Source organism: Adonisia turfae CCMR0081 (assembly GCF_011009555.1).
GTDB lineage: Bacteria > Cyanobacteriota > Cyanobacteriia > Phormidesmidales > Phormidesmidaceae > Leptothoe > Leptothoe turfae.
On record NZ_QXHD01000004.1, the window covers coordinates 170,107 to 185,089 of the forward strand.

A 14,983-nucleotide genomic window follows, 5' to 3' on the forward strand; every position below is an offset into this window, starting at 1 on the left:
TCTGCAGCCCCAAACCAATCCTGCCAGTGCTGTTAATCCTGAGAATTTAGCCTATACCCTTTACACCTCAGGGTCCACTGGCAAACCCAAAGGGGCCATGAACACCCATCAAGGGATTTGTAACCGGTTGCTCTGGATGCAAGATGCCTATCAATTGCATCCAGATGATCGAGTTCTGCAAAAAACACCCTTTAGCTTTGATGTCTCCATCTGGGAAATATTCTGGCCCTTAATCACCGGGGCACGTTTGGTGGTGGCGCGACCCGGCGGACACCAAGATTCTGGTTATCTGGTCAGGACAATTGCCCAAGAGCAGATAACCACACTACATTTTGTTCCCTCAATGTTGCAGATTTTTCTAGACGAGAAAAATCTTACGCGCTGTGCCTGTCTCAAACGGGTCATTTGTAGTGGTGAAGCGTTACCCTTTGCGCTTCAGGAGCGCTTTTTTAGCTGTCTAGATGCAGACTTACATAACCTCTATGGTCCGACGGAGGCAGCCATTGATGTCACCTTTTGGTGCTGTCAACGGGGCACGTCTGACAACGTTGTGCCGATTGGGCACCCGATTGCCAATACGCAAATTTATATCCTTGACCCACAGCAACAGCCTGTCTCTATTGGGGACGTCGGAGAGTTATACATCGGCGGCATGGGCTTAGCTCGGGGCTATCTCAACCGACCAGACTTAACGGCAAAAAGGTTTATCGCCAATCCATTTAGTCACCATCCCAAGGCTCGCCTTTATCGGACAGGAGATTTAGCTCGCTATAGACCCGATGGTGCCATCGAATATATAGGTCGCTTAGATAATCAGGTTAAAATTCGAGGGTTTCGCATCGAATTGGGTGAAATCGAAGCGACTTGCCACCAATATCTGGCAGTTAAAGCAGCAGTCGTCACTGCCCGCGAAGAGACACCTGGAGATCAGCGCTTAGTTGCTTATATCGTTGCTAAAGACCAGGCTGACTTAGATCTCCAAAATGAGCAGCTATCGCAATGGCAAACGGTCATTGATGCCACTTACCATGCCTTGGGGCAATCGTCTGACCCCACACTCAATTTAGCAGGCTGGAATGATAGTTACACAGGACAGCCGATTCCAGCACCAGAAATGAGAGATTGGGTTGAACAAACTGTAGCCCGTATTTCGGCCCATCAGCCCAGACGAGTGCTAGAAATTGGCTGTGGCACCGGGATGCTGCTGCTACGCATTGCCCCCAGATGTGAACACTATTACGGGATTGATCTGTCTCAGGCCGCATTAGACTTTATTGACCAACAGGTACAAGGCACAAGCTGGCAAGACAAAATCACCCTTACCCAGGCAACGGCCAATCAGCTTAACCAGCTTGAGACAGAGGGGCTGGACACCGTTATCTTGAATTCTGTTTTACAATTTTTTCCCACCGTTGACTACCTGGTGGCGGTCTTGGAACAGGCTGCTCAGAAGGTCACAGAGGGAGGGGTTATTTTTGTTGGAGATGTACGCAATTATGAATGGCTAAAAGCTTTTCATACGGATATTCAGCTTTCTAAAGCACCAGATTCTCTACCTTGGGAGCAACTGCAGCAAAGGATTAAAAAAAGTCTGAATGCTGACACGGATTTGACCATCACCCCCGAGTTTTTCCTCGCATTACAGCAGCAGATTCCGCAGGTCAGCCATGTTGACATTCAATTAAAGCGAGGGCAAGCTCAAAACGAACTCACCCGCTTTCGCTACGATGTTGTCTTGCACATTGGCAAGCAACAACAAACAGGACTCCCCATAACATGGCTGGACTGGCATGCGGATAAACAATCTCCTCCCCTGGACGTAGCAACTGTCAGACAGTGGCTGCAAACACAACAATCTGATCTGTTGGGTATTCGAAATGTCCTAAACCCTCGACTCAGTCATCCATTTCAGGCGTTACGGTGGTTAGATGGTGAAACGTCATCCGGCATATCTACGGTTAAAGACTTACGGCAAAGCTTGCAATCCCAGCCAGAGTCAGGAATGAATCCAGAAGTCTGGTGGGAGCTAGCGGAGGAGTTGGCTTATACAATTTATCTAACGCCCTCTGGCTGTAATGCTCAAGATTGTTACAACGTTGTCTTTCAGAAAGAAGGACAATCTAATGGTCCACTGTTAGATTACCTCGGTACTAATGTCGACTCTCGACCCTGGGCGACTTATAGTAATAATCCGTTGCGATCGCAACTCACTGGTAAATTAGAAACCAAATTACGCCAATATCTACAAGAGCAGCTACCAGACTATATGGTGCCGTCAGCGTTTGTGCTGCTGGACAAAATGCCCCTCACCCCCAATGGCAAAATTGATCGTCGAGCCTTACCGGCACCCGATCGCCAGCGTCGCGAATTAGAGACCGAGCTAGTCTTCCCCCAATCAAAGCTGGAGCAGGACATTGCTCAAGTCTGGCAAACTGTGCTTCAGCTGGACGTTGTTGGTATCCATGACAATTTCTTTGATCTAGGTGGTAACTCTTTACTTTTAAACCAAATCTATAGCCAGTTAGCTGACCATCATGGTGGGATACTGTCAATGGTCACGTTATTTCAGTACCCCACCATCAGTGCCCTCGCTAAGTATTTAGAGCAGGCATTACAGCAGCAGCCATCACCGGCAAAGCAACCTTCTCGCTCTTCTCTAAAGTCTCGTCAAACCCATGGTGGGACTAGTGATATCGCCATCATTGGCATGGCAGGCCGTTTCCCTGGGGCCAATAATCTGGAAGAGTTTTGGCAAAATCTGCGCGATGGCGTAGAGTCAATTACATTTTTTGCGGATCAAGACTTAGATGTTAACGATGCGGACCTTATTCATCGGCCTAATTACGTGAAAGCCGGTGCGGTCTTGCCCGAGATCGATCAGTTTGATGCCGCTTTCTTTGGATACAGTGTCCGTGAAGCCGAACTGATTGATCCGCAGCAGCGCATCTTGCTGGAATGTGCCTGGGAAGCCTTTGAACATGCCGGGTATACCCCTGAAACCTATCCTGGTTTAGTGGGCACTTACGTAGGGTCTGGCCTCAACACGTACCTACTCAATAACGTCCACCCAAATCGAGGATTTTCCCACCACAGAACCTTTTTAGAATCAGCCACCGATTTGCAAGTCCGGTTGGGGAATGCAAACTTCAGCTTGCCCACTCGCATTGCTTATAAACTGAACCTCAAAGGTCCCAGTCTAAATATTCAGACAGCTTGCTCCACCTCTCTGGTATCCGTCCATGTGGCCTGTCAAAGTCTCCTCGCAAGGGAATGTGATCTGGCTGTTGCTGGTGGCGTTGCGATTACGGCTCCTCAACAGGTGGGCTATCTCTATGAAGCAGGTAGTATCGCGTCCCCAGATGGCCACTGTCGAGCCTTTGATGCTGAGGCTGAGGGGACCGTTTTTGGTAATGGTGCAGGTATTGTTATCTTAAAACGATTACAACAAGCCCTAGTAGATGGTGACACCATCTACGCAGTGATCAAAGGATCGGCTGTGAACAATGATGGCGCGCTCAGGATTGGTTACAGTGCCCCAGGCATTGAGGGACAGGCAGCAGTGATTGCTGAGGCCCAGGCTAGAGCTGGCGTTGATGCGGATACGATCACCTATGTCGAGGCCCATGGCACCGCCACGAGATTGGGGGATCCCATTGAAGTCACTGCATTAACCCAGGCCTTTCGTCAAACTAGCCAGCGGCAGCATTATTGTGCTTTGGGGTCTGTTAAAACAAATATTGGACATTTAGCCGAAGCCGCAGGCATTGCTGGACTGATCAAAACCATCTTGGCCCTGAAATATAAACAAATTCCGGGTAGTTTGCATTTCAAACACCCTAATCCTGAGATTGATTTTGCTGAAAGTCCCTTCTATGTCAACACCCACCTGACAGACTGGGTCACCGACAAGATTCCCCGCCGTGCTGGGGTAAGTTCCTTTGGCATGGGTGGTACCAATTGTCATCTTATTTTAGAGGAAGCACCCAACCTAGTAACAGAACCTGTAAAACAGAATTCACTAACCCCACCTTTGCAACGTCCATGGCATCTATTAGCCATCTCTGCTCAAACCGATACTGCGCTGAGAACTTTAGCAGATCAGTATATTGATTATCTGGCATCTGATGCAGTTGGAACCTTGGACAACATCTGTTTCACAGCCAATATAGGTCGTCAGCACTGGTCACATCGACTCGCCATTGTCGCCTCTTCCATATCAGAACTCCGGCAACAATTACTTGCTTTCACGGCAGCACCTGCCTCAACGTTACCTGCCTCAACTTTTAAATCCTCTAACTCTAGCGGTTTAAAAGAACCAAATCCAGGCAATCACATTGCTTTTCTTTTTACAGGACAGGGATCTCAATATGTGGGTATGGGGCGTCAATTATACGAGACTCAACCATTGTTCCGTGAGACCCTCGATCACTGTAACAACATTCTCCGAGCCTACCTAGATCTAGATATTCTGAATATTCTCTACCCAGATATCGTAGAAGAGGGGCTGGCACAAGGCCAGCCCCTACAGTCTGATTCCCTCTCTTCCCCTCTCTCTCTCTCTCCTTCCCCCCTCGACCAGACCATATATACCCAACCTGTTCTTTTCGCCATTGAATATGCCCTATTCAAACTCTGGCAATCCTGGGGCATTCAGCCCCAGGTGGTGATGGGCCATAGCGTTGGAGAATATGTGGCAGCCTGCGTTGCCGGTGTTTTTAGTCTTGAAGACGGACTCAAGCTGATAGCGGCACGGGGTAGGTTGATGCAGGCATTGCCCGCCAATGGGGCCATGGTCGCCACCATCGCTGCTGAGCACAAGGTGCGTGAGGACATTGCAGCAGCAGGCGTCACCGTTGCCATTGCCGCCGTGAATGGACCCGAGAGCGTCGTATTTTCGGGACAGCACGATGCGGTCCATGCGGTAGCGGCAAGATTAGAAGCCCAGGGCATTAAGGTCAAGCCTTTAGCTGTTTCTCATCCGTTTCATTCTGCGTTGATCGAGCCGATGCTGGAGGACTTTAAGCAAGTACTCCAGGAGATTCAGTTTTCCCTCCCTCAAATCCAACTGATTTCTAATGTGACTGGCACGTTAGTGACTGAGGAAGTGACAACAGCGAATTACTGGTGCCGTCATGCCCGTGAAACCGTTCAATTTGCCAAGGGCATTGAGCACCTGAGACGCCAGGGGATCAATCTATTTATTGAAATTGGCCCAAAGCCCACACTACTGGGCATGGCACGGCTCTGTTACTCCAATAGTCCTCCGCATTGTCCACCCCTATGGTTATCCAGCTTGCATCCCTCAAAAAATGACTGGCAACAGCTGCTGACCAGTTTGGCCACCCTCTACCAACAGGGGCTTGCTGTGGACTGGTCGGGGGTTGACCGAGGGGATGATCGTCGTCGCCTGCCCCTGCCCACCTATCCCTTCCAACGGGAACGCTACTGGATTGAGGTGAAACCCCAAACACCAACACCGCCCATAGTTTCAAACCCTGACTCAGCGCTTTCTCCAAAGCAAATCCAACAGAGCCACCCACTGCTAGGCTGTCCTGTGCCCTTGGCCGGAAGCCAGGAATTACGATTCCAGGCCGACCTGCATCCAGATTTACCCGCCTGGCTACAAGACCACCGCATTTTTGAAACGCCGTTGCTGCCTGCAACCGGCTATATAGAAATGGCCCTGGCTGCCGGGGCCATTGCCCTAGAATCGCAATCCCTTACGCTTAAAGATATCAACTTCAAGCAAGCGTTAATCCTACCTGAAACGGCCCATCAGGTGGTTCAAACTGTGTTAACCCCAGAAAAATCCACCTATCGGCTTGAAATCTATAGCCTTCATCAATCGTCCTGGACATTGCATGCCACTGGCCAGGTTTTGTCATCGAAACCGGGAAATGAAATTGGAGTCACACTCCCGGACCTGGTCACATTGCAATCACAGTGTAACCGCCCCATTGCGCGGGAGACATTATACGACCGGTTTGATCAGCAGCAGATGCACTATGGCCCCAGTTTTCAGGTAATCACACACCTGTGGCTAACAGATAACCTGGCCCTGGGGCAGATTGAATTAGGAGACCTTGAGGCCAGGGATCTGGCCAATTATCACCTGCACCCCATTATTTTAGATGCCTGTCTGCAAGTCTTAGACCTGCTGCTTCTAACGGACCATATACCCGGCAAAACCTATGTGCCCGTGGGGATTGATCGCCTACAAGTCTATGGGCGGGCCACCCAAGAAACCTGGGCATTTGCACAACTACAGCCACTGGAGAGGAACAGTGCAGGTGCTGAAATCAGAGCTAATTTTGGATTGTATAGCCCCGACGGTCAGCCCATTGCTTGGCTAGAAGGGGTGCGGCTCCATCCAGTGGAACACCGACAAATTCAACGCCAGGCGACAACGAGCACTCCAACCTGGCAAGACTGGTGGTATTCGGTTGAATGGCAATGCAAACCGCGTGCTAATGCTGCCCATAGTGCCAGGTCAACCCCTCAACACTGGTTAATCTATGCCGATAATCAGGGCATTGGGGAAAAATTGGCGGTTTTGCTGGAGCACCAGGGGCATGATTGCACATTAGTCTTTCAATCTGAAACAGGTCACCCGCAATCCCATGAACAACCACTGACCACCCGCCCCCTCACAGGGGTTATTCAGTTATGGAGCTTAAATTGGCCCTCGTTGCCGCACCAGGATAGTTCAGATAGCTCAGCCACCTATTTAGAGCAAGCGACTCAAGCGAGCTGTCAGGCCACGCTGCATTTGGTCCAGACATTGGTGAAAACATATCGGGAATTGCCGAAGCTGTGGTTGGTAACACGAGGTACCCAAGCGGTTATCTCCAATGAGCCGGTCCCTGGCCTGGCTCAAGCCCCTTTGTGGGGTACGGCAAAGACAATTGCCCTGGAACACCCCGGACTAAACTGTTGCCTGATGGATTTAGAGGCGGCAGCGGTTGACATAGACCATGACATCAGGCAGCTTTGGGCTGAGATTAACCCCAGCTCTGATACCTCACAACCGGAACCCCACATCGCCTTCCGCCAGGCAAAACGTTATGTGGCACGACTCAAACATTATGTACCGGGAAATTCTCACCTTTCAGATAACGACCGACCACCAACAGAATCCTGCCAATTAGACATTTCTGAACGGGGTAATCTCGATCAGCTGTATCTTGTTCCGGTGGCAGTCCCCCAACCCCAAGCAGGAGAAATTGCGATCGCAGTTCAAGCCACCGGTCTCAACTTTCGAGATGTGCTCAATGCCCTGGGACTTTACCCAGGCAATCCTCCCCTGGGTTCCGAATGTGCGGGATACGTTGTCGCCTTGGGTGCTGGCGTCACCACCTTTAAGGTGGGTGATCCCGTGTTGGCGATTGCCCAAAATAGCTTTGCGAGTTACGTGACCACCCCGGCAGAATTAGCGATCGCAAAACCCACCCATCACAGCTTTGCCGACGCCGCCACCCTTCCCGCTGCATTTTTAACCGCCTACTGGTGTTTACATCACCAGGCCCATATTGCCCAGGGCGATCGCGTTCTCGTCCATTCTGTCGCAGGGGGCGTCGGCCAGGCCATTTTGCAACTAGCACAGCAAGCTGGAGCCGAGGTGTTTGGTACAGCTAGCCCGGCTAAATGGTCGGTATTGCAGGCCCAGGGATTGACCCCCATGATGAACTCCCGCACCCTGGAGTTTGCTGATCAGGTGATGGCCAAGACAGATGGTCAGGGCGTGGACCTGGTGATCAATACGCTGACGGGTGACGGGTTTATCGCCAAAAGCCTGGAAATTGTTGCCCCCAACGGTTGTTTTTTGGAACTCTCCAAACGCAATATTTGGAGTGCCGAGCAGGTCGCCCAGGTCCGACCCGATATTCACTATGAAATTGTGGATTTAGCCGAGGTCTTTGCCCAGCAACCTGCACTTATTCAACAGATGTTGCAAACGCTGATGGCAGACTTTGCGGCAGGCAGTCTGCAGCCATTACCCAAAACCCTATTTCCTTTGCAACAGGCTACCGATGCCTTTCGCTATATGCAACAGGCAAAACATATCGGTAAGGTGGTGGTGACACAAACACCGGGCAATGGTGCTGCGATCGCACCGGTAAAATCGGCAACTGGAGAGATGTGTATTGATTGCGATCGCACCTATCTTATCGCTGGGGGCCTGGGGGCTTTGGGGTTACAGGTCGCAGGCTGGTTAATTGAGAAAGGAGCAAAGTATTTAATTCTCCTGGGTCGCAGTGAGCCATCCCCCGCCATCCAGCAAAAAATCCAAGCCTGGCAGGCCCAGGGCATCACCATTGACGTCGCTCAAGTCGATCTGACAAATATCAAACAGGTTGCCAGCCTCCTCACTAGAATTGACCAGGACGCTCCCCCGTTGGCCGGTATTTTTCATACAGCTGCCGTCCTCGACGATAGCGTCATCACCCAGCAATCCTGGGAGATGTTTGAGCGGGTGTTAGGGCCTAAAGTTCAGGGAGCCTGGCATTTGCATAGGCTTACTCAAACCCAGCCCCTCGATTACTTTGTTCTCTTCTCATCCACAGCCTCTCTGTTAGGGTCCGCAGGGCAAGCTAACTACTGTGCTGCCAATGCTTTTTTAGATAGTCTGGCAGCCTATCGCCGCTCCTGCGGTTTACCTGCCACCAGTATTAATTGGGGACCCTGGTCAGAAATCGGTCTGGCCATACACACACCGCAGCTCTTGCAGCGACTGGCCCAGGCGGGTATGGGCAGCATCAGACCAACCCAGGGCATCCAGATTTTAGAACAGGTTTTAAAGGAGCAGCCCTCCCAGGTCGGCATTATGCCCATGGACTGGCCAAAATTCCAGCAACAAACAGTATCAACCTCCCCATTCTTAAACGATATTTTAGATAAAGATATTTTAGAGAAAACCCAACCCAACCAGCTTCAGCACCTCTCCAGTGACCAGTTGCAGGCGCAGTTACTCAGTCTTTCCCCAGCAGCGCGTATTCAACACTTAATGGAGAATGTACGCTCTCAAGTTGCCCACATTCTAGGAATACGCGATTCGGAAAACATTAGTCCAGAACAGCGTTTAATCAGCCTGGGTTTAGATTCTCTCATGGCAATCGAATTAAATAATCGCCTGCAAGCCAGACTGGGTTGCACCCTAAGCTCAACCGTGTTGTTTGATTATCCGACCCTAGAAAAACTTGTCCAGCATCTGGATGCTGAATTGGCTGCCAAATTTAACCTGGAAGCTTTGCCAATAGCTACAGACAAGTCCTTCCATTCCACCCTTGTTCCCATTCAATCCAACGGAACTCGACCCCCACTATATTTTGTCCCTGGCATTCTGGGGAATGTCTTTTATTTAGAATGTTTGGCCCATTACTTGGGTGCAGATCAACCTGTTTATGGGTTACGTTCCTTAGGTCTCGATGAAGATCTAACCCCCTATACAACCATTGAAACCATTGCCGCCCATCACCTCCAGGCTATTCAACAAGTCCAACCCCAGGGACCGTATAAATTAGGGGGACACTCATTCGGGGGCAAGGTCGCTTTTGAAATTGCTCGACAGCTCCATCAGCAAGGTCAGTCAGTCTCACAGTTGGCCTTGCTCGATATTCCAGCGGGGATAACTAACCAAACTCAAGCCGTTAAAAGCTGGAATCAGGCTGACTACATTGCCTATTTAGGCTATGAATGGGGCAGCAGTTTGGGCCAAAATTTACATATCTCCAGTGAACAGTTACAAACTCTCTCACTACCACAACAGATTGAGTATCTGCAGCAAATGTTAAAAGATAGCGGTCAATTATATACCTACGATCAACTGTCTCGAATCCTGCAGGTTTACCAGGCCAATACCCAGGCCACCATTCACTATGATCCATCTATTCCAGAGCATAGCGATTTGATCTCAACTGTTCTCTTTCGTGCTAAAGAGGCCTCCCCAATGCCTGAATTTTTACCCGATCGCCATCAGACCCAGCTCGATCCCACCTGGGGTTGGCAGCAGTGTCTCAAGCAACTTGATTACAAACTTGTTCCAGGCAACCATTTCACCATGCTTAAAGTTCCAAACGTTCAGTATTTAGCGACTCAGCTCTCAGCCTGGTTAACCACTTAATCTGGTACCTATCTCACCCCTATGAGCGACAACAGAAACTTAGACGCTTAGAATTTTATGCAGCCAAGTAGTACTCAAATACATCAACCGCAGACTAGTGAGCCCGTCCCTTTGCACGATACCTTTTTACGTGTCAGGGGCAAACGCTTTCATTACCTTTGGCTAAGAGATAACTGTTTATCACCAGAGTGCCATCATGCTAGTTCATTCCAAAAAATCTATGACATTAGCGATCACCCAGTTCCCCCACGACCCCATGCCGCTTGGATAGACGATGACAAGCTAGTGATTGATTGGCAAGAAGAGCCACCCCACCGTAGTAGTTTTCCACTTACCTGGTTGTTAAGCCAAACCTACGACGGAGACAATCATACTCATACCTTGAGGACACCGAACTCTCAACTAGAGGGTAAAAAAACTCTCTGGAATCAGGCCCAGCTAAAGGCCCAAGGATTTGAAAAGCTTGACTTTCAAGCTTGCTCGCTACCAACCTTGATTGAGCAATTGGATGTTTTAGGATGTGTCTGCCTACGCAATGTGCCATGGCCAGCCTTAGATCCATTTGTGCGGTCAATTGGTCCGGTTTATGAGCTGCTGGACCTCGGACGCTATTCTACTGTTCAAGCCGCTGCTAATAACCACGATTTATCCTATGAAGGCAATGCGCTACCGCCCCATACTGATCTGACCTATATCCCCGCGCCGCCAGTGGTTCAACTACTTTATTGTGTCGAAAATCAAGCCACTGGCGGAGAAACAGTTTTAGTGGATGGGTTTCGCGTCGTCCAAGACTTTTGTGCAGATCATCCTGATCTCTTTCAAATCTTAGCCACATCTGACGTTCAATTTCGACAATTTTTTGAACAGGTTGGTTACTTTACTTCCCATAAAACCCCAATTATTAAACTTGATAAAGCTGGAGATATCACTCAACTTTACTTTAGTCATAAAAACTTTGGTCTGCATTTAGCATTTGAAAAACTAGAACAGTTTTATCAAGCCTATATTATGTTTTCTCAGTATTTGAAAAATCCAGCGTATCAATACTGGTTTAGACTCAACCCCGATGACTGTCTTTTACTCCAAAACTTTAGAATTTTGCATGGACGTAGCGCGTTTGATCCAAGTTCTGGCCCCAGGCATCTTAAAGTCGCTTATCTAGAATGGGCCTATTTCACAGGTCGTCGTGATTTTCCAGTTTTGCGGCCTTTTTATCAAGTTGAATCACCCATCAATTGAGGAATGAGCGAGATGAATGTCCATGAAAAAGTGCAATGGGTCTATCAATCAAAAAATAACCAGGATCTAGCCGAGCGCTACGATGCTTGGTCTGCCGAGTATGAACACGATCTAGAAGATCTCTCAGGCTATGTCGGTCCCCAACGGACGGTGGAGGTCTTGACCCAGTATTTACCCTACACCGCAAAAATTTTAGACGCAGGCGTTGGCACCGGATTGGTGGGTAAGGCACTGCATGCTCAAGGTTTCACTCATCTTGAAGGTATCGATCTCTCTGAGGGCATGCTGAAAAAAGCGGCAGAAAAAGGGATCTACCAAGCGCTGTACCGGCGGGTAATGGGTGACCCCCTAGGTTTTCTTGACAATTCATATGATGGAATTATCAGTGTAGGTGTCTTTACCTATGGCCATGCTCCCAGTAAAACATTTGAGGAATTGATCCGAATCACCAAACCGGATGGATATATTATTTTCCCCCTACGACCTGAATTTTATGAAAGTAGTGACTTTAAAGCCAAAATGCTTGACTTAGAAGTCTCGGGTAAGTGGCAACTGGTTTCACAAAGTAACAAAATTCAGCCACTGCCCCAGCTTTCACCTGAACTTGACTATCAAATTTGGGTCTATCAAGTCAATAAATAATTAAATCTTGAACAAATGACAACCCTGCAAGATCGAGAGAAAAAGGTGTTAGCAATTTTGCTGACGAGTACCCTTTTGGATTATCTCGGTGCTGGCATTATTATTCCACTATTACCCTTCTACGCAAAAACCTTTGGTGCCTCCCCCTTAGAAATTGGACTTTTATTTAGCGTTTTACCTTTTATGGGTATTTTCGCACCCGTTTTTTGGGGCAGTTTGAGTGATCGGATCGGCCGCCGCCCCACCATACTCTTTAATATTGCTGGCACAACCCTGGGATTTTTATGTCTTACCATTGCCAACACACTACCAATACTTTTCCTGGCACGAATAATCGGCGGTGCAGCCAGTGCCAGCACTGTTATTGTTCAGTCATATATCTCTGATTTAACCACTCCTGAACAGCGTACCCAAACCCTAAGTTTTCTCGATGCTGCCGCAGGCATTGGCTTTATCTTAGGGCCTGTGATTGCTGGGCTACTAATTGGCAGTGACCAAGCCCAGCCTAATTTTCGGACACCGGGTTTGGCAGCAACCATTGCCTCTGGCTTAACATTTTGTATGGCTTTTATAGCTCTCCCTCGAAAGCATGTGGGACGGATAGCTCTAGCCAGTAAAAAAATTACCTCACCCAAACGATTTCTGAAGGAAATCAGGCATACACTGCGGCGTTCCTTGATTGGCAGCTTGATCCTGGTGGTTTTCGCCATGGTTTTTGTTGGAATGGGGCTACATACCACCTTGGCCCTTTGGTGTGATGCTCGATTAGGTTGGGGACCTCGGCAATTTGGCTATCTCATCGTAGGCTACTGCCTGGCTACCGCAGTCATCCAAATCGGTGTAATGGGACGCCTCGTGCGTTGGTTGGGCGAAGTTAAATTGATTCTCTTAAGCTTGGTCCTGATGATAGCAGGACTTGTCTTAATTACTTTTTCAAGCACAGGCCCTCAACTGGTTGGGGCGATGCTGCTGTTCGTTGTGGCTGATGCTACAGGTAACCCCACCCTGACTAGTTTATTAAGTCATCTATCGGGTGCCAAACAACAAGGTAAAACCCTTGGAATCATGGAGTCTGTTTCAAGTCTGGCCAGTTGTTTAGGGGCTATTTGGGGTGGCTTTTTATTTGAGATTTTGGGGACAAATTGGCCCTACTGGATTAATGCGATATTGCTATTGATCGGTGCCTTCTTTGGCTGGCAGCGGATTACCCAATCCCGACTATCAAGAGTGATGCAGCGACGTCGTCAGCAAAAATCAATGCACTTATTTGATCTGCTAGATCAGGATCAAAACGATGTGATTGAATTACAAGATTTCCAGAGATTGGGTCAAGAGTTAGCGAACATTAGAGGTTGGAATCCTGAAACATCAGATTATCAAGTTTTACAAGGATCGCTCACAAGGTTTGGTCGATTATTGCAACAGCTAGCCGATCAAGATGGGAATAAGAAAATTGATCGCGCCGAATGGTTACATTGCTTAGAGCATAGAATTGATTACGATTTCACAAACCTGTTTCTGAATATGATTGATGCAGATGGTGATGGGCAGGTAACGGTCAAGGAACTCAGAGATTTTTATCAAGCCACTGGCATCAATACAACAGAGCTGGAGGAATCCTTTGATATCTTGGACCTCAATCAGGATGGCTATCTATGCCAGGAGGAATTTGAAAAAGCTGTGACTCAATTTCTATATGACGAAGATTTACAAGCACCTGGCAATTGGATCTTTGGGGTAAGTTTACCAAGGCAGTTGTAAACCTATGACCTTAGAAGACGTTAATCGACCAGGTTTCTTGGCCTGGTTGCAAGATAAAAGTCATCTTGCTCAGATTGCTCTATTTCTCAGCGTACTGATTGATACTGTCAGTTCCTCGATTGTGGTGCCCCTGATTCCCTTTTATGCTCAAAACTTTAATGCGTCACCCCTAATGACAACATTGGTATTTAGTGCATCCGCCATTACGGGGTTCATGGTAACACCTGTATGGGGCGGACTGAGCGATCGCTTTGGTCGGCGTCCTTTATTGCTCACCAGTATGGTGGTGAGTGGAATCGCGTGCTTGTGGTTTGGGCTGCTGCACTCCCTCTGGGCGTTGTTTGCCTGTAATGCATTGATTGGAGCCACCTCTGGCAGTGGCACTGTTGCTACAGCCTATATTGCCGATGTTACCTCAAGTGACCAGCGAGCCAGAGGTTTAGGTGTTTTATCGGCAGCCTATGGTTGCGGCATTATTTTAGGTCCAACCTTAGGCGGGTTCCTGGTGGGCTCAGACTCTGCAACGTCTGATTTCTTGACCCCTGCCCTGGTTGCAGCCAGTCTTTCTGCCCTTGCGGTGACATTCACCTTTTTTGTCTTACCAGAATCCTTACCTAAGATTCATGTAGAGCCTGATCAGACACAGCTAAAATCATCAGCTTTCAACTTCACAGACTACCAGACAATCTTGAAGAATCCGTTGACACTTACCTTGATCATGGGCTTAGTCCTGATTGCCTTTGCAGGTAGTAGTGTGCAATCGGTTTTAGGGCTATGGACAGGTCAAGAATTACATTGGGGCCCTCAAAGTACCAGCTTTCTCTACGTTTACTGGGGAGGGTTAGCCATCTGTATTGAATTGGGCTTAATCAACCCATTGATTAAACGATTTGGAGAATCGAATCTCTTTATTTGGGGGCTCTTCACTTACAGTATTGCGATGATGCTTTTGCCCACTAGCAGAAGTTTACTCAATATTCTCCTGTCACTGTCAGTGATTTGCCTGGGCTATTCACTATGTCGAGTTGTTGCGGTTAGCCTGCTGTCACAATCTGTATCAGCTCGACAACAAGGTAAAGTATTTGGACTGACTGACTCTGCGATCGCATTAGCCACAATTATATCTCCTCTATTGGCCGGGTATATGTTCACCGCCTGGGGAACCTCATGGCCTTTTTGGGTTGGCCCAATTCTTATTATTGTGGTTAGCCTATTGAGTGT

Annotated in this window: 5 protein-coding genes; all 5 read left to right on the plus strand. The window is 48.5% G+C overall.

Features of this window, described 5'->3' with window-relative positions:
• Position 1 precedes the first annotated feature (1 nt).
• Entirely contained in the window at positions 2 to 10,120 is a 10,119-nt protein-coding gene (locus DXZ20_RS05000) for a polyketide synthase (protein ID WP_284681661.1), read from the plus strand.
• Between the two features lie 57 nt (positions 10,121 to 10,177).
• The gene (locus DXZ20_RS05005; RefSeq protein WP_163696805.1) at positions 10,178 to 11,359 is read left to right on the plus strand and encodes a TauD/TfdA family dioxygenase; all 1,182 of its coding nucleotides are present in this window, start codon (positions 10,178 to 10,180) and stop codon (positions 11,357 to 11,359) included.
• 12 nt (positions 11,360 to 11,371) lie between these two features.
• Complete coding sequence (locus DXZ20_RS05010) at positions 11,372 to 12,001, plus strand: class I SAM-dependent DNA methyltransferase (RefSeq protein WP_250565630.1); 630 nt, start codon at positions 11,372 to 11,374, stop codon at positions 11,999 to 12,001.
• A 15-nt stretch (positions 12,002 to 12,016) separates the two neighbouring features.
• Complete coding sequence (locus tag DXZ20_RS05015; protein WP_163696809.1) at positions 12,017 to 13,762, plus strand: MFS transporter; 1,746 nt, start codon at positions 12,017 to 12,019, stop codon at positions 13,760 to 13,762.
• Positions 13,763 to 13,766: 4 nt separating this feature from the next.
• Positions 13,767 to 14,983 (plus strand): MFS transporter (locus DXZ20_RS05020; protein WP_250565631.1); only part of this gene is annotated, 1,217 nt, incomplete at its 3' end.

What these genes read in the sequence shown, in the direction of transcription:
- DXZ20_RS05005 (WP_163696805.1), top strand. Translation starts at nt 10,178, where the DNA reads ATGCAGCCAAGTAGTACTCAAATACATCAACCGCAGACTAGTGAGCCC.
- DXZ20_RS05010 (WP_250565630.1), top strand. Translation starts at nt 11,372, where the DNA reads ATGAATGTCCATGAAAAAGTGCAATGGGTCTATCAATCAAAAAATAAC.
- DXZ20_RS05015 (WP_163696809.1), top strand. Translation starts at nt 12,017, where the DNA reads ATGACAACCCTGCAAGATCGAGAGAAAAAGGTGTTAGCAATTTTGCTG.